General features: G+C 61.2%; 23 protein-coding genes. 15 read left to right on the top strand and 8 right to left on the bottom strand.

The window, feature by feature from the left end; translation table 11 throughout:
• Positions 1 to 299: 299 nt before the first annotated feature.
• A complete protein-coding gene (locus C2L66_RS31610; protein ID WP_224099858.1) occupies positions 300 to 941 on the top strand; it encodes a hypothetical protein in 642 nt (213 codons plus the stop codon).
• A gap of 66 nt (positions 942 to 1,007) precedes the next feature.
• Entirely contained in the window at positions 1,008 to 2,762 is a 1,755-nt protein-coding gene (locus tag C2L66_RS31615; protein ID WP_060610249.1) for a ShlB/FhaC/HecB family hemolysin secretion/activation protein, read from the top strand.
• Positions 2,763 to 2,907: 145 nt separating this feature from the next.
• Here the strand turns inward: C2L66_RS31615 and C2L66_RS31620 are convergent, their stop codons facing one another.
• A complete protein-coding gene (locus C2L66_RS31620) occupies positions 2,908 to 3,777 on the bottom strand; it encodes a hypothetical protein (protein WP_060610252.1) in 870 nt (289 codons plus the stop codon).
• A 903-nt stretch (positions 3,778 to 4,680) separates the two neighbouring features.
• Here C2L66_RS31620 and mdtD point away from each other — a divergent pair.
• Positions 4,681 to 6,069 (top strand): multidrug transporter subunit MdtD, encoded by a 1,389-nt coding sequence (mdtD, locus tag C2L66_RS31625; protein ID WP_060610255.1) that lies wholly within the window; start codon positions 4,681 to 4,683, stop codon positions 6,067 to 6,069.
• An 8-nt stretch (positions 6,070 to 6,077) separates the two neighbouring features.
• Here mdtD and C2L66_RS31630 read toward each other — a convergent pair whose 3' ends face one another.
• Positions 6,078 to 6,995, bottom strand: a complete 918-nt coding sequence (locus tag C2L66_RS31630) for a LysR family transcriptional regulator (RefSeq protein WP_060610258.1) — start codon at positions 6,993 to 6,995, stop codon at positions 6,078 to 6,080.
• Positions 6,996 to 7,186: 191 nt separating this feature from the next.
• On the opposite strand from C2L66_RS31630, the gene C2L66_RS31635 reads away from it, so the two are divergent.
• From C2L66_RS31635 to C2L66_RS31645, 3 genes are all read left to right on the top strand, one after another.
• Positions 7,187 to 8,125: a hydroxymethylglutaryl-CoA lyase gene (locus tag C2L66_RS31635; protein WP_054931764.1), complete on the top strand. Its 939-nt coding sequence runs from the start codon at positions 7,187 to 7,189 to the stop codon at positions 8,123 to 8,125.
• An 8-nt stretch (positions 8,126 to 8,133) separates the two neighbouring features.
• Positions 8,134 to 9,285, top strand: coding sequence for a CaiB/BaiF CoA transferase family protein (locus C2L66_RS31640; protein ID WP_054931765.1), 1,152 nt, complete (start codon positions 8,134 to 8,136; stop codon positions 9,283 to 9,285).
• Positions 9,286 to 9,381: 96 nt separating this feature from the next.
• A complete protein-coding gene (locus C2L66_RS31645; RefSeq protein WP_060610261.1) occupies positions 9,382 to 10,821 on the top strand; it encodes an MFS transporter in 1,440 nt (479 codons plus the stop codon).
• A 74-nt stretch (positions 10,822 to 10,895) separates the two neighbouring features.
• Here the strand turns inward: C2L66_RS31645 and C2L66_RS31650 are convergent, their stop codons facing one another.
• Together C2L66_RS31650 and C2L66_RS31655 are read right to left on the bottom strand one after the other, a co-directional pair.
• Positions 10,896 to 13,076, bottom strand: coding sequence for a malate synthase G (locus tag C2L66_RS31650; RefSeq protein WP_060610264.1), 2,181 nt, complete (start codon positions 13,074 to 13,076; stop codon positions 10,896 to 10,898).
• Positions 13,077 to 13,133: 57 nt separating this feature from the next.
• On the bottom strand, positions 13,134 to 13,550 hold the full coding sequence (locus C2L66_RS31655) for a heme-binding protein (RefSeq protein ID WP_054931768.1): 417 nt from the start codon (positions 13,548 to 13,550) through the stop codon (positions 13,134 to 13,136).
• Positions 13,551 to 13,882: 332 nt separating this feature from the next.
• Between C2L66_RS31655 and C2L66_RS31660 the strand changes: the two genes are divergently transcribed.
• The 7 genes from C2L66_RS31660 to C2L66_RS31690 all read left to right on the top strand — a co-directional run bounded on the left by C2L66_RS31660 (position 13,883) and on the right by C2L66_RS31690 (position 19,786).
• On the top strand, positions 13,883 to 14,647 hold the full coding sequence (locus tag C2L66_RS31660; RefSeq protein ID WP_060610267.1) for a fumarylacetoacetate hydrolase family protein: 765 nt from the start codon (positions 13,883 to 13,885) through the stop codon (positions 14,645 to 14,647).
• Positions 14,644 to 15,402, top strand: coding sequence for a fumarylacetoacetate hydrolase family protein (locus C2L66_RS31665; protein ID WP_060610270.1), 759 nt, complete (start codon positions 14,644 to 14,646; stop codon positions 15,400 to 15,402). The genes C2L66_RS31660 and C2L66_RS31665 overlap by 4 nt, the downstream gene beginning before the upstream one ends.
• Before the next feature lie 16 nt (positions 15,403 to 15,418).
• Complete coding sequence (gene hpaE / locus C2L66_RS31670) at positions 15,419 to 16,876, top strand: 5-carboxymethyl-2-hydroxymuconate semialdehyde dehydrogenase (protein ID WP_060610273.1); 1,458 nt, start codon at positions 15,419 to 15,421, stop codon at positions 16,874 to 16,876.
• Positions 16,877 to 16,928: 52 nt separating this feature from the next.
• Positions 16,929 to 17,792 carry a 3,4-dihydroxyphenylacetate 2,3-dioxygenase gene (hpaD, locus tag C2L66_RS31675; protein ID WP_060610277.1) on the top strand — a complete coding sequence of 288 codons (864 nt, stop codon included), beginning with the start codon at positions 16,929 to 16,931 and terminating at the stop codon, positions 17,790 to 17,792.
• Positions 17,793 to 17,812: 20 nt separating this feature from the next.
• Positions 17,813 to 18,211, top strand: a complete 399-nt coding sequence (locus tag C2L66_RS31680) for a 5-carboxymethyl-2-hydroxymuconate Delta-isomerase (RefSeq protein ID WP_060610280.1) — start codon at positions 17,813 to 17,815, stop codon at positions 18,209 to 18,211.
• 33 nt (positions 18,212 to 18,244) lie between these two features.
• Positions 18,245 to 19,048, top strand: a complete 804-nt coding sequence (hpaH, locus tag C2L66_RS31685) for a 2-oxo-hept-4-ene-1,7-dioate hydratase (protein WP_060610283.1) — start codon at positions 18,245 to 18,247, stop codon at positions 19,046 to 19,048.
• A 123-nt stretch (positions 19,049 to 19,171) separates the two neighbouring features.
• On the top strand, positions 19,172 to 19,786 hold the full coding sequence (locus tag C2L66_RS31690) for an HAD-IA family hydrolase (RefSeq protein ID WP_054931774.1): 615 nt from the start codon (positions 19,172 to 19,174) through the stop codon (positions 19,784 to 19,786).
• On the opposite strand, the gene C2L66_RS31695 is transcribed toward C2L66_RS31690, so the two are convergent.
• From C2L66_RS31695 to C2L66_RS31705, 3 genes are all read right to left on the bottom strand, one after another.
• Positions 19,773 to 20,774, bottom strand: coding sequence for a bifunctional helix-turn-helix transcriptional regulator/GNAT family N-acetyltransferase (locus tag C2L66_RS31695; RefSeq protein ID WP_060610286.1), 1,002 nt, complete (start codon positions 20,772 to 20,774; stop codon positions 19,773 to 19,775). The two genes, C2L66_RS31690 and C2L66_RS31695, sit on opposite strands and share 14 nt — an antisense overlap.
• Before the next feature lie 95 nt (positions 20,775 to 20,869).
• Positions 20,870 to 21,421 carry a thioredoxin family protein gene (locus C2L66_RS31700; RefSeq protein ID WP_060610289.1) on the bottom strand — a complete coding sequence of 184 codons (552 nt, stop codon included), beginning with the start codon at positions 21,419 to 21,421 and terminating at the stop codon, positions 20,870 to 20,872.
• 65 nt (positions 21,422 to 21,486) lie between these two features.
• Entirely contained in the window at positions 21,487 to 24,231 is a 2,745-nt protein-coding gene (locus C2L66_RS31705) for an MGH1-like glycoside hydrolase domain-containing protein (protein ID WP_060610292.1), read from the bottom strand.
• 230 nt (positions 24,232 to 24,461) lie between these two features.
• Here C2L66_RS31705 and C2L66_RS31710 point away from each other — a divergent pair, with 230 nt between their 5' ends.
• The gene (locus tag C2L66_RS31710) at positions 24,462 to 25,403 is read left to right on the top strand and encodes a pseudouridine-5'-phosphate glycosidase (RefSeq protein WP_060610295.1); all 942 of its coding nucleotides are present in this window, start codon (positions 24,462 to 24,464) and stop codon (positions 25,401 to 25,403) included.
• A gap of 8 nt (positions 25,404 to 25,411) precedes the next feature.
• Here C2L66_RS31710 and C2L66_RS31715 read toward each other — a convergent pair whose 3' ends face one another.
• Positions 25,412 to 26,008: a putative pterin-binding protein gene (locus tag C2L66_RS31715; protein WP_060610297.1), complete on the bottom strand. Its 597-nt coding sequence runs from the start codon at positions 26,006 to 26,008 to the stop codon at positions 25,412 to 25,414.
• Between the two features lie 186 nt (positions 26,009 to 26,194).
• On the opposite strand from C2L66_RS31715, the gene C2L66_RS31720 reads away from it, so the two are divergent.
• Positions 26,195 to 26,605, top strand: coding sequence for a cupin domain-containing protein (locus C2L66_RS31720; protein ID WP_060610300.1), 411 nt, complete (start codon positions 26,195 to 26,197; stop codon positions 26,603 to 26,605).
• Positions 26,606 to 26,901 lie beyond the last annotated feature (296 nt).

Genomic DNA, 26,901 nt, shown 5'->3' on the forward strand with positions numbered 1-26,901 from the left:
CCTTGCGAGCAAGAATCTTTCCTTTGTACTGCGACTTTGTCGCGCGTGGATTACGGTGTCATCAGGCACTTACCTGGCTGCGATCTAAGTGCAGACGAGTTTGGCGTCGTAAAGTAAGTTAATCGATCGTTTCTGACATTGGGATAGCGCGGGCATGTGAGCATCGCCAGTTGTTCTGTTCCGCTGCCGACACGGACTGTTCTTACGTCAATGTCGAAGCGAATGACGCTCGCACGACGTCAAAGTGACCCAATTTCTAAGCCGCTTTATACAAATAAACCAAGTTTCGGGGAAGAATAATGTATTTAGAATCGCACAGAGCAGCAGCGGCGCTCTTCACAGTAGCTGTCATCGTTTCGGTCTCAGCATGCACGTTTGTCCAACCCGCGCATCACGTTACGGAAACAAGTCCGAGCTACGATCCAGCGGTTTCATCTCGCATCCGATTTCTAACCGGAAACGGCACGAAAAGCACGTCGTTCCGCCCGAACAGCGTCTGCTACCGCAGTGCCTGGGAGAATGACCCTGATGCAGTCCGGGTGGATGACGGATACCTCGCTGCATGGAAGTATTCGTCACATAGCGTGACCATCGGTATGTCATCCAGTCCGCGTCCCTTCATGCGTGTCGAGGGTTTGAACTTCAAAGACATGATCAAGGAATACGTCGTTGAAGCAGGAAAGCCACTCACGATTTCGTCGAATGTGCAGTCGTCGACGGGGACGGTTTCCTACTCCTGCTCACCGCCTGCGATGACCTTCACACCTGTCGCAGGCCAGGACTACGACGTCTTCCAGGATTCCAACGGCAGACAGTGCTGGCTTTCGGCTCGCCGCATCGATGGTCACGGCATGGACGAACCCGTGAAGCTGTCACCTGCATCGAAATGCCCGGAAGATGACGCCGTGCGAGCCGCCCGGCCCGTCAAGACTGGTCCCTGAACGACGCAGAGATAAGGCGGGCACACGTATCTCCCGCCTTTCCGCTACACGCCATACACGCAAGTAATGAAAACCAGAAAGAGGCTGGCGGCACTCCCGCTCACAGCCTTGATATCACTAACGGGCCAGGCGCAGCAGGCGCCAACTCCTGCGGACACAGCTGCCGCCGCACGCGCGAGCGCTGAACAGAACCAGCAGGTGCAGCAGCAACGCGACGCACAACAGCGAGCCCAGGCGGTCAACGCGCCGGCAGTACGCTCGACGGCACCGAAAGCCGACGGCTATCCCGTGCTTCCAACCGAATCACCATGCTTTCGCATCGATACGTTCGCGCTCGACGTGCCCGACACATTACCCGACGCGATCCGCAAGCAGGGCGCATCAGCGTTGCCACTCGACCGCTTTGCATTCGCGCGGGAATGGCTCAATCACTACGCGGGCCAATGCATCGGAAAGCAGGGCTTCGACATTCTCACCAAGGGCGTGCAGCAACTCATCCTGAGTCGCGGTTACGTCACGACCCGCGTGTTACTGCCCGAGCAGGACGTATCGAAAGGCACGCTGGCAGTCGCACTCGTACCCGGAGTCGTCCGTCATCTTCGTTTCGCGAATCCGGACACGCGCGGGACATGGAAATCTGCATTCCCCGCTCGCGACGGCGATATGCTGAATCTGCGCGACCTGGAACAGGGCCTCGAACAGATGAAGCGCGTCGCGAGTCAGGACGTTAACATGAAGGTCGAGCCAACTTCATCGCCTGGAGAAAGCGATGTGGTGATCGACGTGAAGCGCACGAAGCCATGGAATGTCGTCGTATCCGTCGACAACTCGGGCACGCGCGCGACGGGCAAACTGCAGGGCAATCTGAGCCTGGGCCTCGACAATCCACTGGGTCTTAACGACGTGCTTGCACTGAGCGCTAATCAGGATCTCGAGTTGGGCGATAAACATTTGGGCTCGCACGGATTCAATGGCTCTTACTCCGTGCCATGGGGTTACTGGACAGCGACGCTCTCGGGCAATACCAATACCTACTACGAGCAGATCGCCGGCGTGAACCAGACGTTTGTGTCGAGCGGCAATTCGCAGACTGCAGCGTTCAGGCTGGCGCGCGTTCTCTCTCGCAGCCAGAACGATGTGTTCGGCATGCAGCTTCAGTTATCGAAGCGCTTCGGCGAAAGCTTTATCGACGACACAAGCATTCCGACGCAGAAGCGCGACAACACCTTCATCGAAGCTGGCCTGACTGATCGTCATTACTTTGGTGCTGCGCAATTCGACGGCACGCTTGCGTATCGTCAGGGCGTCGGCGGTCTGGGCGCGACTTCAGATCCGTATCCTGATGGTCCGACGTATCGCTTCCATATGGCCGTGGTCGACGCGAATCTTTCCGTACCCTTCGCCGTTGCAAAGCAGAACTTCCGTTACGTGAGCACAGTGCACGGCCAGTTCACGAACGACACCTTGTTCTATATCGACGACCTGACTATCGGCAGCCGCTATACGGTTCGCGGTTTCGATGGCGAGACGATGCTCGCGGCGGAAAAGGGGTTTTACTGGCGCAATGAACTGCAATGGGCGATTGGACAGACGGGGCAAGCACTGTATGCCGGAATCGACTATGGACACGTCTACGGTCAGAACACGGCATTTCTCGCCGGGACCCAACTGGCGGGCGCAGTCATCGGCATTCGCGGCAGCTTGCCAACGCGTGTCGCCGGGTTTGCGTACGATCTGTTTGCGGGCACGCCCATTTACAAGCCGGACGGGTTTCCAACGGCTCGCGTAACAGTAGGATTTCAGATGACAGCTCAATTCTGAAAAGATATCGCCAGTGGCGGCACCAGATCTCCTTCAGGAGCCGATTCGACAACGGCAGGCAGGCTGTTGAACACTTTCACTCCCAACAACTGTGTGGAAGAGAACAACAGCCTGATCCTGGACTCAGGTGAAATAGCCGCTAACCTTACGGCTTCGCCACCTGCCCAATCGCATATCGGGAGTTGTCCGCTGTCTTGGCCGCGTAAAAAATTGTCCGCTTGTATAAGCTGCTACCCGAAATCGGCAGGAACACGATTGCTGCCTGACCATTAAAGGTTGTTCCCGACGGAGCCGAACACGAGCTCGCCGTCCCGCTTACGGTCACCGTAAACGTGTACAGGTTCTTGTTCGACAACGGCGTTGTCAGCACAAGCGTGCCTGACACAGGGCAGTTCGACATCGTTCCGGATACCGCACCTGCATTGTCCACGGTCAGCGAGGTGTTAGTCTCTGTCCAGGTACCGGTGACACTTGATTGGGTCACTGCAAGTGCATTCGCCGCGTCGTAGTTCCAGGCGAGGTTCGCCGTGGTGCCGTTTGCAACGTAACTGCCGCTAAACGTCTGTTTGGCCGCAAACGCGCCGCTGCCCGATGAGGCCGTGTAGAAGAATCCCCCGGAATATTTGACGCCGGTATTGAGCACCCACGTTGAACTCGTTGGCACAATCGAACCGAAGAACTCGGTTGTCGCAATAGTCGCGATACCATCGACGTATTGAAGATTATTTGTCGGGTCGATGGTCGCGTACGTGTGACTGGTACCGGATGTGGACCAGATGCCTTCGAGTCCATTGCCCGCATCGGCTGTTGAACCCGTTTGCGGATGCGCCAGATCGGGCAGCGATTCGCCGTCCACAACGGGGGTGGGCGAGGGCGTGCTGGCGGGTGTCGACGTAGGAGCCGGCGTCGTCGATTTGCTTGCGGTCGAGGAATCTCCGCCACCGCCACCACAAGCGGTCAGTGCAACAGTTGCGATAAGGGAAAGCAGGAACGGGGTCTGTATTTTCGTGTTCATGTTCAATCCGGACGGACTCTCTTCCGTCGCGCACTCCGTTTATAGATTGTAGAAAAGCACGAATCCACCGCTGAAGCAGTCCTTGTCCCTTTTCACATCGCCACCGGACAAGATAATGCGTATTTGCCAGCCATGAGTTACACGGCGGACTCGCGCTATAGATGTAAACGGATGCAGAACTGAAAACTTGAGTATTAATCCATCTAATGAGCAACAAAACAGAAAGTCGGTAAGACTCGCTATCGGCTCAGGGGGCTTGGATTTTCAGATGTAGAAGAACGATATGACATCAAGAATCGAATTGTCCGAGCTTTTGCTTGTTCTTCGCGCGAGCACTGCGCTTACAAAATAATAACTTGCGATATCCCTCTAATGCTCGCATTGCGCAAACCACCTGGCCTGTCTCTGCGGCGGAAGGGCCGGCGGGAACGTGCGTGTCGTCTGGTCCAGAGTTGGTAAAAGCCTACGCCGCGTGCCATGTAAATGTTAATGCGATCGCCGATGATTTCGGACATGGTCGCGCGCGTACCGACCGACTTAAATCCGTCAAGCATTGCAGCGACGTTTGCAGTTGCCGTTTGCACCGTTTCCGAAAAGACTCTTCGGTGCGGGCAGGCCAAGTGCGGCCATATTTTTCTGGAAGGCAGCAAAGTCAGGGCATGCTGTTGCCACACGCTTATATTCCAAAGGCATGAATTGGGATAAATCGCGTGTCTGCGTACGGCGATGACAATCAACACCTTCAGGTGACTTCCCGATTGCCGGTGAAACCGATACCATGAACGCTGCATTTGGATCTGGACGAATCGGCCCGATCGCCGGTTCGGCGAAACGCCCGTTTCCGAGGCGCTGTGATGGCAATGCCGTGTTTTAGGCTTCCGCCGCGCCTCTCCGAACATCATCATGACCCGCGATTCCTCACACACCGCACTGCTCTGGATCGTCGCCGCTGCATTCTTCATGCAGGCGCTCGACACGACCATCGTCAACACTGCTCTGCCTTCGATGGCGCAAAGCCTGCACGCGTCGCCGCTCGCCATGCAACCCGTCGTCGTCTCGTACTCGCTGACGATGGCGCTTCTCACACCCGCCTCAGGCTGGTTCGCCGACCGCTTCGGCACGCGCCGCGTGTACCTCGCCGCGATTCTCGTGTTCGTGCTTGGCTCGGTGTGCTGCGCGTGCGCGCACACGCTGGATCAACTCGTCATTGCGCGCGTGCTGCAAGGCGTCGGCGGTTCGATGCTGTTGCCTATCGGGCGGCTTGCCGTGTTGCGCAGCGTGCCGGGCGAGCAGTACGTATCGGCGCTTGCCTTCGTTTCGATTGCGGGGCAGGTCGGGCCGATCGTCGGGCCGACGCTGGGCGGCTGGCTCACGCAAGCCATTTCGTGGCACTGGATTTTCCTCGTCAACGTGCCCGTCGGCGCAATCGGGCTGATCGCCGTGCAGCGCTTTCTGCCGCACGACAACGCAAGCCACCCGCCGCCGTTCGATTTCATCGGCTGCGCTCTACTGTCGCTTGCGATGATCCTGCTGTCGCTCGCGATCGATCCGCCGATGAGCACCTATCGTGTCGAATGGTCGGTGGGTCTTGCGATGGCGGGCGTCGTCGCGGCGCTGGCTTACATTCCGCATGCACGCTCCAGCGCGCGGCCGCTGTTCAGGCTCGCGCTATTCAGCGAACCGAATTTCAGCGTCGGTCTGATCGGCAACCTGCTGTGCCGGATCGGATCGAGTGCGGTGCCGTTCATGCTGCCGCTGCTCATGCAGGTGCAGCTTGGCTATTCGCCGCTGCGCTCGGGGCTGATGATGCTGCCCGCCGCCATCGCCGGCACCGTGTCGAAGCGATGGATCGCGCCGCTCATCAAGCGCTTCGGCTATTCGGCGTTTCTGCTCGTCAATACGATGATTGTCGGCTCGACGATCATCGCGTTCGCGCTCGTGTCGAAACAGTCGACGCCGCTGCTGGAAATCGCGCTGCTCGCCGTGTTCGGCGCGGCCAACTCGATGCAGTTCGCCGCGATGAACAGCGTGACCCTCAAGGGCCTGTCGCATGCGGATGCAGGCAGCGGCAACAGCCTGTTTTCGATGGTGCAGATGCTGGCGATCGCGCTGGGCGTGTCGATCGGCGGCGGGCTGGTCAACCTGTTTTCGACGGGCTTGGGCTCGGCGTCGACGGGATTCATGCTGAGCTTCGTTTGCGTCGGCGTGATCACGCTGCTGTCGGCGCTCGTGTTCCGGCGGCTCGATGTTGCGCCTGCGCGGCCTGCCGTCGCGGCGCGCACGGCACGCTGATGCGCATTTCATCGTGGCGCGTGCGTGCTCCGCGCGCGCTCGACGAGATGATCCACCATGCGCTGCGCGGCAGGCTGTAGCGATTCGAAATCGCGAAAGCAGACCACGAAATTCCGCTTCGCCCATTCGTCCGTCAACGGAATGACGCGCACGTCGAGAATGCGCGCGTAGGTGTCGCCGACCACCTGCGGAATCACGCTGATGCCGAGCTTCGCGGCCACCACGCGAAACGCGGCATCGAAATTCGATACCACGGCCCGGTAAGACACCGTGCCGCCCGCGCGTGCCGCGGCGCGCTGCAGCATCATGTGCACGGATGTCGTCGGCGGCAGTCCGACGTGCTCGTAGCCGAGCGTTTCGGTGAAGCGGAGCGTCGAGCGCTTCGCCAGCGGATGATCGGGATGCACGGCGAGCGCGAGCCGGTCCTCGCGATACGGCCGATGCTTCAGTCCTTCGAGATCCACGTTGTCCCAGCAAACACCGACGGACGCGGCGCCTTCGCGCAAGCGCCGCACGAGATCGTGCGACAGCCACTCTTCGACATGCACGCGAATGTTTTCATGCGCGGGCATGCTCATGAACGACGCGACATCGTCGAGCAGGCTTTCCGCAATCGCCGATGCCGACGCGCATACGCTCACGCTGCCGCGCAGGCCGCTGCCGAACGCGGCGACGTCGCTGGCAATCCGGTCCATCGTAAACAGCACGCTGCGCGCATGTTCGAGCAGCGCGACGCCGGCAGGTGTGGGTTGCACGCCACGCCGCGAGCGCGTGAACAGCGGCACGCCCAGATCGCTTTCCAGTTGCGCGATCCGCTTGCTGACGGCGGAAGGCTCGATGTGCTGGTCGTGCGCTGCGCGCGCCATGTTCTTGTGCTCGCACACGGCCACCACGAGCCGCAAGGTTTTCAGGTCGATGTCGCGCATGCGCTGCGTCTCCTTGTGGGTTTCCGTTTCGGAAACCTGGCGCTTCCAAAATAGCGCTTTATGTATCGGATGGAATGTCTAAAGTTAGCACAACGCCGGCATGACCACGACCGGCACGCACGCAACTTTGTTGCATGGGACAGAAGTAAGCGCTGAAGCGCTAACTCCTGTCGACACTGGAGACACCTTCCATGCCCCCATTCCCATCGAGCGTCGTGATCCGCGAAGTCGGCTTGCGCGACGGGCTGCAAAGCATCCAGACCATTCTTCCGACGCAACGGAAAATCGAATGGATCGCCGATGCGTATGCCGCCGGTCAGCGCGAAATCGAAGTCGGTTCGTTCGTGCCCGCCCGTCTGTTGCCGCAACTGGCCGATACGGCGGAACTCGTCGCGTACGCGAAGACCCTGCCGGATTTGCGCGTGTCGGTGCTCGTGCCGAACCTGAAAGGCGCCGAGCGCGCCATCGATTCACGCGCCGACCTGATGCTCGTGCCGCTCTCGGCGAGTCGCGCCCACAGCCTCGCGAATCTGCGCAAGACGCCTGACGAAGTGATCGCCGACGTCGCGCGTATGCGGGCGGCGCGCGACGCTGCGGGTTCGAAGACGCGGATCGAAGGCGGCATCGGCACGGCGTTCGGCTGCACGATTCAGGGCGCCGTCGATCCGTCCGACGTGCTGCGTTGCATGCAGGCGCTGCTCGATGCAGGCGCGGATTGCGTGAGCATCGCGGACACCGTCGGCTATGCGAGCCCGGCCGCCGTGCGCGATCTGTTCGAGAAGGCGCGGCGCATCGCGGGCGAGCGCTTCTGCTGCGGCCATTTCCACGACACGCGCGGCCTCGCGCTCGCGAACGTCTATGCGGCGCTGGAAGCGGGCGTGGCGCGCTTCGATGCGACGCTCGCGGGTATCGGCGGCTGTCCGCATGCGCCGGGCGCGAGCGGCAATGCGTCGAGCGAAGACCTCGCGTTCATGCTCGCGGACATGGGCATCGAAACGGGCATCGACATCGAACGGCTTCTCGCGTTGCGTGCGAAGGTCGCGCGCTGGCTGCCGGACGAAACGCTGCGCGGCTCGTTGTGGCTCGCGGGCTTGCCCAAAACCTTTGCTAATCACACTGCTATTGCCTGAGGGCCGCCATGAACGCTTCCACTCGACTGCCTCTCGACGGCGTGCGCGTCATCGAATTCACTCACATGGTCATGGGCCCGACATGCGGGATGATCCTCGCGGATCTCGGTGCGGAGGTCATCAAGATCGAGCCGCCGGGCGGCGACAAGACGCGCAGGTTGCCGGGACTGGGCATTGGCTTTTTCCGCACGTTCAATCGCAACAAGAAGAGCGTCGTGCTCGATATCAACACGCCCGAAGGCCATGCAGCCGCTGAAGAACTGATCGGTCAGTGCGACGTGATGCTCGAAAATTTCCGGCCCGGCCTGATGACGACACTCGGGCTCGATTACGACATCTTGTCGAAGAAATTTCCGCGTTTGATTTACGTATCGCACAAGGGCTTTCTGCCGGGTCCGTATGAAAAACGCCTCGCGCTGGATGAAGTCGTGCAGATGATGGGCGGGCTCTCTTATATGACGGGGCCAGTGGGGCGGCCGTTGCGTGCAGGTACGTCCGTCAACGACATCATGGGCGGCATGTTCGGCGCGATCGGCGTGCTGGCTGCGCTGCGCGAGCGCGATTTCACCGGGCGCGGTCAGGAAGTGCAAAGCGCGCTGTTTGAGAACTGCGTGTTTCTCGCTGGCCAGCACATGCAGCAATACGCGATGACGCGTGAAGCACCGCCGCCGATGCCGTCGCGCGTCTCGGCGTGGAGCGTGTATGACGTGTTCACGCTGGCGAACGACGAGCAACTGTTTATCGGCGCAGTGAGCGACAAGCAGTTCGTCACGCTCTGTGACGTGATCGGCCGGCCCGATCTCGCCGATGAGCCGCAATTCGCGGATAACGCGATGCGCGTCGCCGTGCGCCCAGAACTGCTTGCGCGGCTTGGCGACATCCTCAAACAGCATCGCATCGACGAACTCGCGCCGAAGCTCGAAGCAGCGGGCATTCCTTACGCGCCGATCGTGCGTCCCGATCAACTGTTCGACGATCCGCATCTGAAGCAAAGCGGCGGCCTCGTGCCGATGCAGACCGACGACGGCGACACGACGGAAGTGGTGTTGCTTCCGCTGACGATGGGCGGCCGCAGGCCCGGCGTGCGTCAGGCGCTGGCGAAGGTCGGCGAGCATACGCAGGAGATACTCGCGCGGCTGACAGGCAGAGCGGCCGCCTGAACGCGTAGTGGCCGGGCAGGCAAAGATAGGAAAGAATTGAAGACCATCAGGTATCCAAAGCAATTACAGACCGATGGTGAACTTCAGGAGACATTCATGCAGCGCACGATCACAGCAGACCATCCCCCGTTTGCGCCTTCCGATACACAGCCCCATTTGCGTGCCGCTGCGTCGTTGTCGGCGCGGATGGACCGCTTGCCTGTCACGCGGCATCTTTGGATGCTCGTGCTGCTGATCTCGCTTGGTGGCTTCTTCGAAGTCTACGATCTGATTTTCACCGGCTATATCGCGCCGGGCATGGCGAAGAGCGGGTTGCTCAAGACCACGACGGAATCGTTCTTTGGCCTTCAGGGCATTGCTGGATTCATCGCATCGACTTTCGCGGGCCTGTTTGTCGGCACGTTCTGTTTCGGCTGGTTGCCGGATCGATTTGGCCGGCGCAAGGTCTTCACCGTTTCGCTGCTGTGGTATTCGATCGGCTCTGCGATCATGGCGTTTCAGACCTCGCCGGAAGGGCTGATCTTGTGGCGCTTTATTACGGGTATCGGCGTTGGCATCGAGATCGTGACGATCGACAGCTATATCACCGAGCTCGTACCCCAGCATATGCGCGGCCGCGCGATGGCATTCAATCAGGCCGTGATGTTCGCCGCCGCGCCTGCCGCCGCGATCCTCTCGTACTGGCTCGTGCCGGTCACGCTGGCGGGTATCGACGGCTGGCGCTGGGTCGTGCTGCTGGGCTCGGCTGGGGCGGTGATCGTGTGGTTCATCCGGCTGGCCGTGCCGGAAAGTCCGCGTTGGCTGGCAAGTCACGGACATGTCGAGCGCGGCGAGCGCGTGGTCAGGAAAATGGAAGAGATGGCTGTGAAGCAGACGGGCCGCGCGCTCTCCGCGCCACTCCCCATCGTCGAGCAGCCTGTGCATCGCCGCGCTTCGCTGGCGGAATTGTGGCAGCCGCCGTACCGCTCGCGCCTGATCATGCTGATCGTCTTCAACTTCTGTCAGGCGATCGGATACTACGGATTCGCGAACTGGGTGCCGACGCTGCTGATCGGACAGGGCATCACGGTGACGAAGAGCCTGCTGTATTCGTTTGTCATCGCGATCGCGCTCCCTTGCGGGCCGTTGCTCGCCATGCTGTTCGCCGACAAGGTGCAGCGCAAATGGCTGATCGTCGGCTCCGCGTTTGCGGTCGTCGTGTTCGGATTGATGTTCGGCCAGGTGAAAACAGTCATGCCGCTGATCGTGCTGGGCGTGCTCATCAGCCTCGCGGGACAGACGATTTCCGTTTGCTATCACGCGTACCAGGCGGAACTGTTTCCGACACGCGTCCGCTGCCGGGCGAATGGGATCGTCTATTCCGCGAGCCGCGTCGGCGCGATGATGTCGGGTTTCATGATCGCGCATCTGCTGCGCGAGTTCGGCGTGGCGGGCGTGTTCGTCGGAATCACGGCGTGCATGCTCGTGGTGATGATCTCGATTGGCGGTTTCGGTCCGAAGACGAACGGCAAGCGGCTAGAAGAACTTTGCCATTGAAAACAGAAACGCCGGCCGGGTCTTTCGAGACCCGGCCGGCGTTTTAACTTCGTGCAGCGAATAAGCGTGTGACGTTACGCTTTGCCCGCTGCCTTCAATTGCAAACGGAACTTGTGCAGCAGCGGCTCCGTATAACCACTGGGCTGCGCGCAACCTTCGAACACCAGCGCGCACGCCGCCTTGAACGCGATCGAGCTGTCGAAGTTCGGCGCCATCGGCTTGTAGCCCGGATCGCTTGCGTTTTGCTGATCGACGACCTTTGCCATGCGCTCCATCGTCTCGCGCACGAAATCCGCCTTGATGACGCCATGGCGCAGCCAGTTCGCGATGTGCTGGCTCGAAATGCGCAGCGTTGCGCGGTCTTCCATCAGGCCGACGTTGTGAATGTCCGGCACCTTCGAGCAACCGACGCCCTGATCGATCCAGCGCACCACATAGCCGAGAATGCCCTGCGCGTTGTTCTCGACTTCGCTGCGGATCTCCTGCTCGTTCCATTGCGCGCGCTCGACGACGGGAATCGTCAGCAGCCCGTCCAGCAGTTCGTCGCGCACCGCGGCGAAATCCGTGCGCTCCAGTTCCTTCTGCACCGCCTGCACGTCGACCTGGTGATAGTGCAGCGCATGCAGCGTCGCGGCCGTGGGCGAGGGCACCCATGCCGTGTTCGCGCCGGCTTTCGGATGGCCGATCTTCTGCTCGAGCATCGCCTTCATCAGGTCGGGCATCGCCCACATGCCCTTGCCGATCTGCGCGCGGCCGCGCAGGCCCGCAGCGAGGCCGACGAGCACGTTGCTGCGCTCATAGGCGGCGATCCACTTGCTGGACTTCATATCGCCCTTGCGCAGCATCGGGCCCGCTTCCATCGAGCTGTGCATCTCGTCGCCCGTGCGGTCGAGGAAGCCCGTGTTGATGAACGCGACGCGCGCCGACGCCTGGCCGATACATGCAGCGAGGTTCACGCTGGTGCGGCGCTCCTCGTCCATGATGCCCATCTTGATCGTGTTGCGCGCGAGCCCGAGCAGATCCTCGACGCGCGAGAACAGCTCGCTCGCGAACGCGACTTCGGCGGGGCCGTGCATCTTCGGCTTGACGATGTAGATCGAACCCGTGCGCGAATTGAGCTTGTGCGTGCGGTCGTGCAGCGCGCACAGCGTGGTGACGACGCCGTCGAGAATGCCTTCGGGAATCTCATTGCCTTCGCGGTCGAGCACGGCCGGGTTCGTCATCAGATGGCCGACATTGCGGATGAACAGCAGCGAGCGGCCATGCAGCTTCACCGGCTGGCCGTTTGCGCCTTGATACTCGCGGTCCGCGTTAAGACGGCGCGTGAACGTCTTGCCGCCCTTCGTGACTTCTTCCGTCAGGTTGCCGACCATCAGGCCGAGCCAGTTGCGATAGAGCAGTACTTTGTCGTCGGCATCGACGGCGGCGACCGAGTCTTCGCAATCGATGATCGTGCTCACGGCCGCTTCCATCAGCACGTCCTTCACGTGCGCGGGGTCGGTCTTGCCGATCGGATCGTTCGCGTCGATCTGGATTTCGAAGTGCAGGCCGTTGTGCTTGAGCAGCACGGCCGTCGGTGCATTCGCGTCGCCCTGATAGCCGATGAATTGCGCCTCGTCCTGCAGTGCGGCCGTGCCATTCTTCAGTGCGATGCTCAGCTTGCCGTTCTCGACGCGATAGCCGGTCGCGTCCTTGTGCGAGGCATTCGCGAGCGGCGCGGCGTCGTCGAGAAACTGGCGCGCGAACGCGATCACGCGCGCGCCGCGCACCGGGTTGAACTTCGCGGTACGTTCGGCGCCGTCGGTTTCGTCGATGGCGTCGGTGCCGTACAGCGCGTCGTACAGGCTGCCCCAGCGCGCGTTCGCCGCGTTCAGCGCGTAACGCTGGTTCGACAGCGGCACGACGAGCTGCGGGCCCGCCTGTTCGGCGATTTCGCGGTCGACGTTGTCGGTCGTCGCTTTTACGCCGGCCGGCGTCGGCACGATATAGCCGATGCTTTCGAGGAAGCCACGATACGCGCGCAGGTCACGCACGGGCCCCGGATTCGCGCGATGCCACTTGTCCAGTTCGGCCTGCAGGCGGTCGCGTTCGGCGAGCAGCGCGCGGTTCTTCGGCGCGAGATCGTGCACGAGGGCATCGAAACCGGCCCAGAACGCGGCGCTATCGACACCGGTGCCAGGCAGGGCTTCCTTTTCGATGAACTGTTCGAGGTTCGCGGCGACCTGCAATCCGCCGCGTTGGGTCAATTGAGTCATGGGCTGTTCCAAGAGGGGCAAATTCGGGGGGGCAAATTATTTTTGTCAGCGCGGCATTCAGCCGTTCGCGTGGCTGGCAACGGCCGCGGCACCGGCCTTTGCCACTTGCGCATCCTGATCGGCCTTGACGCCGGAAACACCGACGGCGCCGATCACCTGGCCATCTACGACAACGGGCACGCCGCCTTCCAGCGTGCCCGACAGCGGCGCGCTCAGGAATGCAGTGCGGCCGTTGTTGATCATGTCCTCGTACTGCTTCGATTCGCGGCGGCCGAGCGCGGCGGTGCGGGCCTTATCCGTCGCGATGTAGGCGCCGACGGGCGCGCAGTTGTCGAGGCGCAGCAGCGACAGCAGATGGCCGCCGTCGTCCACCACGGCGATCGTGACGGCCCACTGGTTACGTTCGGCTTCGGCGCGCGCCGCTTCGATGATTTTCGTCGACTCTGCGACCGTCAGCACGGATTTTGTCTGCATGTTGCGATTCCTGAAACGATTGAAATGAATTCCACCGACAGACCGGCCGCAAGCCGCGCATGCACATGTCGGCCGACGTGCGCGCGCACTGCGAACGTGCATGCGAGGTCCAGTCTTATATATGACTTGGTGCCCATTGTTCCGGGTTCCTGGCGACTTGTCGACCCGGTGGAACACTGGTCATACCAGTTTTTTCTGTTTCTTTTTTCGGCTCGAAGCGCTGGCAGGCGTTGCGCCAGGGAAAACCCGCGCTGCAAGTCGATGCGCTTGACCGCAGACGGCACGGCGCGAATACTACTAAGATATTAGTGAATGGTGAATGCAGGCAACCCATGTTCGCACTCGACGATCACCGGATTCATCTCGCAGCCGAGCCGTTTGCACGCGATGTCGATGCGCGGTCCGTGAGCGCATTGCTTGCGAGTGGGGCGGCGTGCAGGCCGCCTGTCGACGGGACGGTTTACGGAACGCTGCTGAACGACCGCGCCACGCTCGATGCACTCGGCGGCGCGGTCAACGCGGCGCCCTACAAAGCGCCGCCGAAAGCGCCCGTGCTGTACGTGAAGCCGCGCAATACCTTTGCCGGTCATCGTGCCCGCGTCGTGGTTCCGGACGATGAGCAAGGCGTGCAGGTGGGCGGCTCGCTTGGCGTCGTGATCGGGCGCACGGCATGCCGTGTCCACGTCGGGAACGCACTGGATTACGTCGCGGGCTATACGGTCGTGGCCGACCTTTGCGTGCCTCACGAAAGCGTGTATCGCCCCTCGGTGAGATTCCGCGCACGCGATGGCTTTTGTGTGATCGGCCCTGCTGTCGTCGCGCGCCGGCATGTGAGCGATCCCGATGCGCTGCGTGTCGCGATCAGTATCGAAGGAACAGAGCCGTTCGTCGCGAACACGTCCACGTCGATTCGCGACGTTGCGCGTCTGATTGCCGACGTGACCGACTTCATGACGCTCACTCCCGGCGACGTGCTGACATTGGGCGTCCCGCACGGCGCGCCGACCGCCCATGTGGGCGACGAGATCGGCGTTGCAATTGGCGACTGGCCGCCGTTGTGTTTCTCGATGACCGCGAAAGAGGGAGGCGGACAATGATGCGCGGCCGTGTTGCCTACGCAGGCGCGATTCATGAAGCGTATCCGCATGAACGCGGCGTGCGTCTCGCCGATGGCCGCGTGTGCCGTGAAGATGACGTCGTGTGGCTCGCGCCCGTTCAACCCGGCACGATCTTCGCGCTCGGACTGAATTACGCGGAGCACGCAAAGGAACTGCAGTTCTCGAAACAGGAAGAGCCGCTCGTGTTTCTCAAGGGCGCTGGCAGCGTGATCGGTCATCGCGGCGTCACGCGGCGTCCTGCGGATGTGACGTTCATGCACTACGAGTGCGAGCTGGCCGTCGTCATTGGCCGGCCAGCGAAAGAAGTGACCCGCGACGAAGCGATGCAATACGTGGCGGGCTACATGATCGCGAACGACTACGCGATTCGCGACTACCTGGAGAATTACTATCGGCCGAATCTGCGCGTGAAGAATCGCGACGGCGGCACGGTACTGGGCCCCTGGTTCGTCGATGCCGCGGATATCGACGATGTCGCGCAACTCGAATTGCGCACGTATGTGAACGGCACGCTGCATCAGAAGGGCAACACGCGCGATCTCGTGATCAGCATTCCCGCGCTGATCGAATACCTCAGCAGTTTCATGACGCTCGCGCCCGGCGACATCATTCTGACGGGAACGCCCGAGGGCGTCGTCAATGTGAATGCGGGCGATGAAGTCGTCTGCGAAATAGACGGCTTGGGCCGTCTCGTCAACGCGATCGCTTCCGACGCGGACTTCAACCGCGACTGATCATTCAGGAACCGTCATGCGAATCGAACATCTGATCAACGGCAAACCGAAGGCCGCGCGCGATTACTTCGAAACGGTGAACCCGGCCACGCAGGAAGTACTCGCCGAAGTCGCGAGCGGTACGGCGGAGGATGTCGAGGCCGCAGTGCGCGCCGCGAAAGACGCGTTTCCCGCGTGGGCCGCAAAGCCCGCCAGCGAGCGCGCGAAGCTCGTGCGCAAGCTTGGCGAACTGATCGCGAAGAACGTGCCCGAACTCTCCGATACGGAAACGCGCGACACGGGGCAAACCATTTCGCAAACGCGCAAGCAGCTGGTGCCGCGTGCCGCCGACAATTTCACGTACTTTGCCGAGATGTGCACGCGCGTCGACGGCCACACGTATCCGACCGATTCGCATCTGAACTACACGCTGTTTCATCCCGTCGGCGTGTGCGCGCTGATCTCGCCGTGGAATGTGCCATTCATGACGGCGACATGGAAAGTGGCGCCATGCCTCGCATTCGGCAATACGGCCGTGCTGAAGATGAGCGAGCTGTCGCCGCTGACGGCGTCGATGCTGGGCAATCTTGCGCTGGAGGCGGGCATTCCTGCGGGCGTGCTGAACATCGTGCACGGCTATGGCAAGGACGCGGGCGAGCCGCTCGTCGCGCATCCCGACGTGCACGCAATTTCCTTTACCGGTTCCACCGCCACGGGCAACCGGATCGTCAAGACAGCGGGCTTGAAGAAGTTCTCGATGGAACTGGGCGGCAAGTCGCCATTCGTGATTTTCGACGACGCGGATTTCGAACGCGCGCTCGATGCCGCGGTGTTCATGATCTTCTCGAACAATGGCGAACGCTGCACGGCGGGCTCGCGCATTCTCGTGCAGAAGTCGATCTACGCGAGGTTCGCGGAACGCTTTATCGAACGCGCGAAGCGTCTGAGCGTGGGCGATCCCCTTAGCGAGCAGACGATCATCGGCCCGATGATTAGCCAGGCGCATCTGGCGAAAGTGCGCAGCTATATCGAGCTGGGTCCGAAAGAAGGCGCGACGCTCGCGTGCGGCGGGCTCGATGCGCCAGCGCTGCCCGATGCATTGAAGCGCGGCAATTTCGTCACGCCGACCGTATTCGTCGATGTCGACAACCGCATGCGAATCGCGCAGGAAGAGATCTTCGGACCCGTCGCGTGCCTGATTCCATTCAATGACGAAGCCGAAGCGATTCGCCTCGCCAACGATATTTCATATGGTCTTTCCAGCTACGTGTGGACGGAAAACACGGGCCGCGCGCATCGCGTCGCAGCCGCGATCGAGGCAGGCATGTGCTTCGTGAACAGCCAGAACGTGCGCGATTTGCGCCAGCCGTTTGGCGGCACGAAGGCATCGGGCGTGGGACGTGAGGGCGGCACATGGAGTTATGAAGTGTTTCTCGAACCGAAGAACATCTGCGTATCGCTCGGCTCACATCACATTCCGCGCTGGGGCGTCTGAGCTTTCCGCACGACACGCGATTCCAGCCATTGGTTTCTGAAAGGAGAGCACGATGGGCAAGCTCGCACTGGCCGCTAAAGTGACCCACGTGCCTTCGATGTATCTGTCGGAACTGGATGGGCCGCATAAAGGCTGCCGCCAGGCAGCGATCGACGGGCATCATGAAATCGGCCGGCGTTGCCGCCAGCTTGGCGTCGATACGATCATCGTGTTCGATGTTCACTGGCTGGTGAATAGCGAATACCACATCAACTGCGCGCCGAAATTCGAAGGCGTTTATACGAGTAACGAACTGCCGCATTTCATCAATAACATGGCCTATGCGTATCCCGGCAATGTGCAGCTAGGCAAGCTGATTGCCGAAGTCGCGAACGAGATGGGCGTGAAAAGCCGCGCCCATAGCGAAACCTCGCTCGAACTCGAATACGGCACGCTGGTCCCGATGCGATACATGAATGCAGACCAGCGCTTCAGGACCATATCGATTGCAGGGTGGTGCATGTGGCACGACCTGCCAACCAGCGCGCGCTTCGGGCTCGCCGTGCGCAAGGCCATCGAGGAACGCTATGAAGGCACGGTTGCGATTCTCGCGAGCGGCTCGCTGAGTCATCACTTCGCGAACAACGGCACGGCCGAGCAGTTCATGCACAAGGTGTGGGACCCGTTTCTCGAACAGACTGACCGGCACGTGGTGTCGTTATGGGAACAGGGCGACTGGAAAGCGTTTTGCGGCATGCTGCCGCTCTACAATGAAAAATGCTGGGGCGAAGGCGGCATGCACGACACGGCGATGTTGCTAGGTGCGCTCGGCTGGGATCGTTATGAAGGCAAGGTCGAAGTGGTGACGCCTTATTTCGGCAGTTCGGGCACGGGGCAGATCAATGCAATTTTTCCCGTTACGCCGCTGTCCGCCTGATCGATCAATGGAGAGTTGACGTGCCACATCTCACGCTCGAATACAGCGCCAATCTGGCGAGCGAAGACAGCATTGGAGCGCTTTGCCGCAAGCTTGCGCAATGCCTCGATGCGCAACGCGAGAACGATCAACGTGTGTATCCACCCGGTGGCATACGCGTGCGCGCGGTGCGCTGCGAACAGTACTGCATCGCGGACGGCAGGCCGGATGCCGCGTTTTTGCACGCGAACCTGAAGATCGGCGCGGGCCGCTCCGAGAATGCAAAGAAGGCGACAGGCGACGCGCTGTTCGACGTCATCAAGCAGCATTTTGCCGATGCCTTCGAGCAATACGGGCTAGCGCTTTCGCTGGAGATCAACGAGTTCAGCGAAGCCGGTACCTGGAAGCACAACAATCTGCACGCCCGGCTGAAGAGCTGATAAAGGGCTGCGCGCGACCATCGGGAACTCGACATGTTAGATCAGACGACTATCCGCGAACTCGCCGGGAAACTCGATCAGGCCGAGAAAACGCGTACGCAGTTGCGGCACTTTTCCGCTGCCTATCCCGAGATGACAATCGAGGACGGTTACGCAATCCAGCGCGAATGGGTGAAGATGAAGCTGGCGGAAGGGCATGTGATCAAAGGCCGCAAGATAGGCTTGACGTCGCGCGCCATGCAGCGGTCGTCGCAGATCGACGAACCCGACTACGCGCCGCTTCTCGACTCCATGTTCATCGAAGCCGGACAGGACATTCGCGCCGATCGCTTCATCGCGCCGCGTGTCGAAGTGGAACTGGCGTTCATTCTCGCGCGGCCGCTCAAAGGGCCCGGCGTGACACTCACCGACGTGCTCGACGCGACGGCCTATGTGACGCCCGCTGTCGAGATCATCGACGCGCGCATCGAGCAGTTCGACCGCGAGACCAAGGCACCTCGCAAGGTGTTCGATACGATCTCCGACTTTGCGGCGAATGCCGGCATCGTGATGGGCGGTCGTCCCGTGCGTCCGATGGATGTCGACCTGCGTTGGGTCGGCGCGTTGCTTTACAGGAACGGTGCCGTCGAAGAGAGCGGTCTTGCCGCTGCCGTGCTCAATCATCCGGCGACGGGCGTTGCGTGGCTCGCGAACAAGATCGCCCCTTATGACGAAATGCTGAACGCGAACGACGTGATTCTCAGCGGCTCATTCACGAGTCCCATTGCTGCGCGCGCGGGCGATACGTTTCATGTCGATTACGGTCCGCTTGGCGGCATTGCGTTGAATTTCGTCTAGCGCGGCCCCGTGCATCGCGGCATTTTTTGAAAACTACCAGGCAGCCGCACATCAAGGCACAATCGGAAGGTCGCGCGTTCGACGCAACACGGCGGAATGCGCTCATTGTGTGGAGCCGGCACCATGAGGTCATCGATCAAGCTCGTGCTATTCGATATGGAAGGCGTGTTGTCGCATTACGATCGCGCGGCGCGCACGCAACGCATGGCGCAGTTGACGGGCAAGCCGCCCGAAGCCGTGCGCCACGCCATCTGGGAGTCGGGCCTCGAAGCGCGTGCCGATGCCGGTGAGATTACCGACGACGCGTATCTTCGCGAGCTTGGAGACATGCTGGGTTGCGCCGTCAGCCGCGACGACTGGCTGACGGCGCGGCACGCGTCGATCACGCCGGACACGGAAACGTTAGCGCTCGCCGCTCAGGTGGCCGATCGCCATCCGATCGCCGTGCTGACCAACAACTGCCGGCTCGTCACCGACCATATCGGCTATCTCAATCCGCCCGTCGCGCGGCTGTTTGGCGCGCACGTTTATCCGTCGGCGGCGTTCGGGGCGGCGAAACCCGCCGCCCAGGCTTATCTGGGCTGCGTTCGTCAGCTTGGTATCGATGCCGACGCGACGCTCTTCATCGACGACTCCGATGCCAATGTCACGGGCGCCCTCGACGCAGGGCTACGCGCCTGCAAGTTCACCACTGCCCGCGCGTTGGCGGAAGAACTGACGCGCTTCAATCTGCTTTAGCGCGGGATTGTCCAGCCGGCGATTTGCGCCGGATGAAGCGCTGCTCGACGACAGCCTCTCCCCATTGCGTGCCCTCGGCCTCCTCGGCCAGCTGGAAGCCGAACGCTTCGTACAAGTGACGCGCGGCATCAAGGCCCTTGAACGTCCACAAATACGTTTCGTCGAAGCGTTCGTCGACGAACGCCATGGCGCGCGTCATCAACTGCCTGCCGATGCCCAGGCCGCGCAGCGAATCGTCGACGATGAACCAGCGCAAATGCGCAACGCGGCTCTTCGCGTTTCCGTCGATGGCGATGGATGCCAGCGCTCGCCCGTTGTCGGACACGAGCCACAGTTGTCGGCTGGGATCGGGAAGCGACTCCGCAAACTCGGCCAACCCTGTTGCAACGAGCTTCTCGAAGTACGCGCCAAAGCCGGAATGCTGCGAGTAATAGCGCGCGTGAAGACTCGCGATGTCGCCAATGCAACCGGGCTGATAGCCTTCGACGATTTGCAGGCCGGATGCAGTTGCCTGCTGCGCCTCTTTGGCATCGTTGTCCTGCTCGAGCGCGCTCGCGTACAGCGAGAGCGCGCGCACCAACGACTGCTGATCGGATGGCGCAAGCTTGCGTAGCGCGCTCGACACCTGATCCGTCGCGAACTTGTCGATCTTTTTGCGCAGTTGTTGACCCGCTTTGGTCAGATAAAGCTCCGACGAGCGTGCATCATCGCTCGACGCCATGCGTTCGATCAGCCCGGACGTTTCCAGTTTGGCGACCTGTCTGCTCGCATTCGACTTGTCGAGCCGCAGAAGATGAGCGAGATCGCGTGCCTGAATGCCCGGCGTTGCGCCGATTTCAAGAATGGCGTGCACCGCCGACGGCGCGAGATCGCTGTCGGCCAGCGTGGAACGCATGAAACCCAGTTCGCGCACGAGTTTGCGCGAGAACTCGCGCAGTTCCAGGATGGTTGACTCACGCGACTGGATGGGTGTGTCGATGATATCCATGATTTGTGCTGTAGTTGCGCTTCGCAACCACTATAGTTGCGAAGCGCAACTTTTGCAAGTCGTGATATTGATGTGCGCTAGCGGAGGCGGCCGGCTCACTCCATCTTCCACTTGATCGAACAGCCGAGTGCCGGATACTGCGTGTCGGGTGCGGCACCCGTCTGGACGATCTGCTGCATCGCCTCGAACAGGTCGCGTCGCGCATCGGGAAGCGGGTCTTTGCGGGAAGCGTCCAGTCTGCCGCGATATCGCAGCCGCAGTCCGGCATCGAAGCCATAGAACTCCGGCGTGCAGACGGCATCGTAGGCGCGCGCGACCTGCTGCGTTTCGTCGAACAGATAGGGGAAGGGCAACTGCCAGTCGGCAGAAAGCGCCACCATGCGTTCGAACGAATCTTCTGGATAGGTCATGCTGTCGTTCGAGTTGATTCCGACGGTGCCGATTCCCAGTGTCGCGAGATCGCGTGCGTCGCGCACGATACGCGGCAACGCCGCTTGCACGTACGGACAATGGTTGCACATGAAGATCACGACGAGTCCCTTCGGCCCACGCACGTCGGCGAGTTCATAGGTGCGGCCGTCGGTAGCGGGCAGCAGGAACGCGGGCGCTGCAGTACCCAGTTCACCTGGAGGCGATTCGGTAGCCATCCACTCACTCCTTGATTCGAAATGTCGAAGAGCCTTTTGCTTGCCGTAGTTATAACGCTAACGCGCTAACGTCCCAATGCGGCCGCCATCGTGTCTTCCTTCATTTGCGTTGCGACGGGCATTGCATCGGGCGCGACATGGGACAGCCTCATCATGCGCGGTTGCAACAGCAGCGCAACGAGTCCCGTCCACCCCGTCTGATGCGAAGCGCCCACACCACGTCCGTTGTCGCCGTGAAAGTACTCATGGAAGAGAATCAGGTCCTGTGAACGCGGGTCCGCCTGCAGCATCGGATACGCGGCCATCACGGGCCGCACGCCTTGCTCGTTCTTCATGAACAGTGTCGTGACACGCCGCGCGAGATCGTCGGCGACTTCGCTGAGCGAAGAACTGTGCCCCGATCCTGTCGGATGCTCGATGCGGAACTCGTCGCCATAGTAGCGATGGAATTCGTATAGCGATTCGATCAGCAGATAGTTGACGGGCATCCATACGGGGCCGCGCCAGTTCGAATTGCCGCCGAACACGCGCGAATCCGATTCGGCAGGTTGATATTCGATGCAGACATGCACGCCGTCGTGATCGAAAACATACGGTTCATGAAGATGCACACGCGAGAGCGCCCTCACGCCAAAGGGCGAGAGAAATTCGTTTTCGTCGAGCGCGCGCTTGAGCAGCGATTTCATTCTGTGTCCGCGCAATAGCGAGAGCAGGGATGTGTTGCCTTTGCCGGATTCTGTCCAGCGCGAGACGAGTTTGGCCAGATTCGGCCGGTGATCGAGAAACCATGCGAGCCGCTCGCGCAATCCCGGCAAATGACCATGTATCTGCTCGTCGAGTACATGCACCGCGAAAAGCGGAATCAATCCGACGATCGACCGGATGCGCATCGGCACGCGCGTTCCATCGGGAAGATGCAGCACGTCATAGAAAAATTCATCGTGACCGTCCCACAGTCCTGTATTGCAACCTTCGCCGCAACTGACGGCTTCCGCGATATACAGAAAGTGCTCGAAGAACTTCACCGCGATTTCGACGTACGCCGGGTTCGTCATCGCGAGTTCGAGGCCGATCTGCATCAGATCGAGTGCATAGGAGGCCATCCACGCGGTGCCGTCTGCCTGATCGATGCGGCCGCCCGTGGGCAGCGGCGACGAGCGATCGAAGATGCCGATATTGTCGAGCCCGAGAAATCCGCCCTGAAAGATGTTGCGGTCGTCGGCGTCCTTGCGGTTGACCCACCACGAGAAGTTGAGCAGCAGCTTATGGAACATCACTTCGAGAAACTCGTGATCGCCGACACCCGTGATCTCGCGGTCGAGTTCGTAGACACGCCACGTTGCCCACGCATGCACGGGCGGATTCGCGTCGCCGAATGCCCACTCGTAGGCGGGCAGTTGCCCGTTCGGATGCATGTAGCGCTCTTTCACGAGCAGTTGCAATTGCTTCTTCGCAAAGTCGGGGTCGACGATCGCGAACGCGACGGCATGAAACGCGAGGTCCCATGATGCATACCACGGGTACTCCCATTTGTCGGGCATCGACACGATGTCGCCGTTGCACATGTGTCGCCAGTCCGCATTGCGGCCACGCCTGCGGCCTTTCGGCGGCACAGGCTGGCCGGGATCGCCGTCGTGCCAGCGCGTCACGTCGAACTGATAGTACTGCTTCGACCACAACATCCCGGCGAGCGCCTGACGTTGCACGAGACGCGCGTCGGCATCGGCGATGTCGTGCTGAAGCGCCGCATAGAATTCGTCGGTCTCAGCCTGGCGGCGTGCAAAGAGCGCCGGCATGTCGAGCGGCGCGGACTCGGCAACGGATTCGGGACGCCAGCGCAGATACAGTACCGACTGTTCGTGCGGGCCAAGCTGGAGAACCGTATGCGCGGCGGCGCGCGTGCCCTTGTCGCGGCGGATCGCGCGTTCGTTGCCATCGACGAGATAGTCGTTGAAACCGTCCTTGAACGGCCCTTCGCCATCGATGCCGAAAATGCGGCGCACGTTGGTGTCGTTTTCGCAGAAGATCCATTCGATGGGCTGCTGCGCGGTTGCCGTTACGATCATCGTGTCGAGTGCGGGATGGCGTGCGATGACCCGCGCGCCTTCTGCCGCATTCGGCTCCAGCGTGAGCGACGGCTTGCCGGGCTTGCCCGACCACGCCCAGCGGTTGCGCGCCCAGAACTGCGGCAGCACATGCAGCGTGCCGGGTAGGTCCGAGCGGTTTTCGACAGTCACGCGCATGACGATATCGTCGTGTGTGTGCTTCGCATATTCGACCCAGACGTCGAAGTACCCGTCGTCGTCGAACACGCCCGTATCGAGCACTTCATATTCGGGTTGGCCGGCGCCGCGCCGCGCGTTTTCGTCGATCAGGTCCTGGTACGGATACGCGTCGTGAGGATACTTGTAGAGCATCTTCATGTACGAGTGCGTCGGTGTGCCGTCCAGATAGAAGTAGAGCTCCTTCACGTCCTCGCCGTGATTGCCCTGCGCGTTCGTCAGGCCGAACAGTCGTTCCTTGATGATGGGGTCGCGTTCGTTCCAGAGTGCGAGCGACACGCACCAGTCGAGCGGATCGTTGCCGAAGCCGGCGATACCGTCCTCGCCCCAGCGATACATCCGGCTGCGCGCATGGTCGTGCGGAAAGTAGTCCCATGCGGTGCCGTATTCGCTGTAGTCCTCGCGCACGGTGCCCCATTGACGGTCGCTCAGATAGGGACCCCAGCGGCGCCAACGCGCGAGGTCCGGTCCATGAAGACGCGAACCTTCCTTCGACTGGAGCAGATTGATTGCGCTTGCAGGCTGCATGGCACCTCCCGGCCGACATCGATCGTCCGACACGTTCCGGATATGAACGTCTGTGCTTTTCCGTCCTGAGCGCGGCGTGCGCGAACGGAATCATGATGATATGCGCCAACGCGCTGCATGGCGATCGAAGGGCGTAGCTATCCGTTGAGGGCCGTCGCGGTACAGCGTTGTCATTTCGCGCGAGCATTCTGCTGCATACTTGAGCGCATCACATTGCGGAACCTGTCGATATGGATGCGAAGCTCGCACGCTCGTGGTTGACGTTCAGCGCCCCCGTGGCGGCCGCGCAGGCGGCTGGCCGCCCGATCGTGGCGCTCGAGTCGACGATCATCGCTCATGGCATGCCGTACCCGCAGAACGTGCGCACGGCGCGTGAAGTCGAGGCGGCGGTCCGCGATTCCGGCGCGCAGCCCGCGACCATCGCGCTGATCGGCGGGCGCATCCGCATTGGACTGTCGGACGACGAACTCGAACTGATTGCGCGCTCCGACAACGTGCACAAGGTCAGCCGCCGCGATCTGCCGGCCGTGCTGGCAAGCGGTGGACTCGGCGCGACGACGGTGGCGGGCACGATGATATGTGCGGCGCTGGCGGGGATCGAAGTGTTCGTCACGGGTGGCATTGGCGGCGTGCATCGCGGCGCACCGGAAACCTTCGACATATCAGCGGACTTGCAGGAACTGGCGAAGACGTCGGTTGCCGTCGTGTGCGCGGGCGCGAAATCGATTCTCGACATTGGGCTGACACTGGAATATCTGGAAACGCATGGCGTGCCCGTGCTCAGTTGCGAACAGGACAATTTCGCTGCGTTCTATACACGCGACAGCGGCTTTCGCGCGGATTTCAGACTCGACGATGCGGCAGCCCAGGCACGCTTCATTCGCACGAAGTGGGACCTGGGTCTCGCGGGCGGCGTGGTGTTGAGCACGCCCGTGCCCGAGGCGGCTGCGATGCCCTCCGACGAGATCGACACGTTGACCCGGCAGGCGCTGGAAGAAGCGGCTGCGCAAGGGATCACAGGAAAGGCCGTGACGCCGTTTCTGCTGGCGCGCATCAAGGCGCTGACGGGCGGGCGCAGCCTTGCAACCAATATCGCGCTGGTGAAGCACAATGCCGAGGTCGGCGCGCGGCTGGCACTCGCGTTGGCCAATCAAGGACGCACAGCGGCATGAACATGCCGTTACGTCTCGGATACCTGGATCTGGTAAAGGCCCCACGGCGACAATACGAAGCGATCCTTGAGCGGCTTTGCGGCGAGTTCCGGAATCTTGTCGGCATCGTAGATCGCCCATAGCGGACCGAGGCCGCCCAGGGGCATTGGCTTCCCGTCCATATGCGTCGCGACGATGAAGCGCCATGCGCGGATGTTGTCGAGCGTGGTCAGCACCGCGTAGCCGTCGACGGCGCGCAACGAAATCCTGGTGTCGCCAGCGCTGGGCGCGCCGGCCTGCTCGAGTACATTGGCGAGCAATGGGCCGGTTAGCGTGTGCTGCTTCGCGTCGTATTCGATGGTTGGCTTGATGGTGACGGTGGGCAGGCTGGTGATAGACGGATAGTCGAATGTATAGGCCGATGTGAATTTGACGAGATGCCTGGCCATCAGTGGATCGAATGCCGGGTCGAGCGCGCCGCGATTCGTGCGCTTGATCGCACCGGACACGGTGAGTATTGCGGGAGCCGCAGCGCATGCGGCCGTTTTCGCATTCGTAGCGCCAAGTGCTGGCGTGATGCTGACGCCGATGGCAGCGGCGCTGGTCAGGAACTGACGTTTATTCATGTTCAATGGCTCCGCGGAGGTCGTCGTTTGATTTTCGAATCTTATACATCGGCAACAGGTATCTGGCGTTGCCGGCAGCATGTTCAGTGAGCGCTTCATGAAGTGCGGGCTGGGTGCTTTTTCTCGTGATGCTCGGGCGTAGAATCGCTCGGTATTCAGCGTCCCATTGAATGGGGGAAGTCGCATATGGAAGACGATTCACAAAGCGAAGTCGCGCAACTCGTCGTCGTGCGTCCCGACAGGGAAATTGCCACGATGCAGCGCTTGCCGTACTTCGTCGGTATTTCGTCGACAACGGCGGGCGCGCAGGGCCTGTCGATGCATCTTGTCGTCGTTCCGCCCGGGGGACATGCCGAGCCGCACATTCACTGCGGTTATGAAACGGGGATTTATGTGCTGGAAGGGCGCGTGGAGACGCGGTATGGGCCTGGCCTGCGTCAGGCGATTATCGCGGAAGCAGGGGACTTTCTGTTTATTCCGCCGGGGGTGCCGCATCAGCCTTTTAATCTCAGCATGACGATGCCGGCGCGCGCCGTCGTGGCGCGGAATCGGGCTGATGAGATGGAGCAGGTTTTGCCGTATGAGGTTGGGGGGTGATGTTTGCTTTTGCTTTTGCTTTTGCTTTTGCTTTTGCCTTTGCCTTGCTTTTGCTTTTACTTTTTCGCTGGCATCCGCGTTGCGTTAGCGTGCTTCAGGCGTCGCCCCTGTGCGGGGCGGCACCTACTTTTCTTTGCCGCCGCAAAGAAAAGTAGGCAAAAGAAAGCGGCTCACACCGCCAGCGCTAATTCTTGCCTGAGGGCCCCCAAAGGTTCTTACACTTCACACGGCAATTACGTCATTCGTGTTCGTTGCAAGCGCTCTGAAAGAGCGCCTCACCCGCTTCACGCACCTGC

The organism is Paraburkholderia caribensis (genome assembly GCF_002902945.1).
In the GTDB taxonomy this organism is placed as follows: domain Bacteria; phylum Pseudomonadota; class Gammaproteobacteria; order Burkholderiales; family Burkholderiaceae; genus Paraburkholderia; species Paraburkholderia caribensis.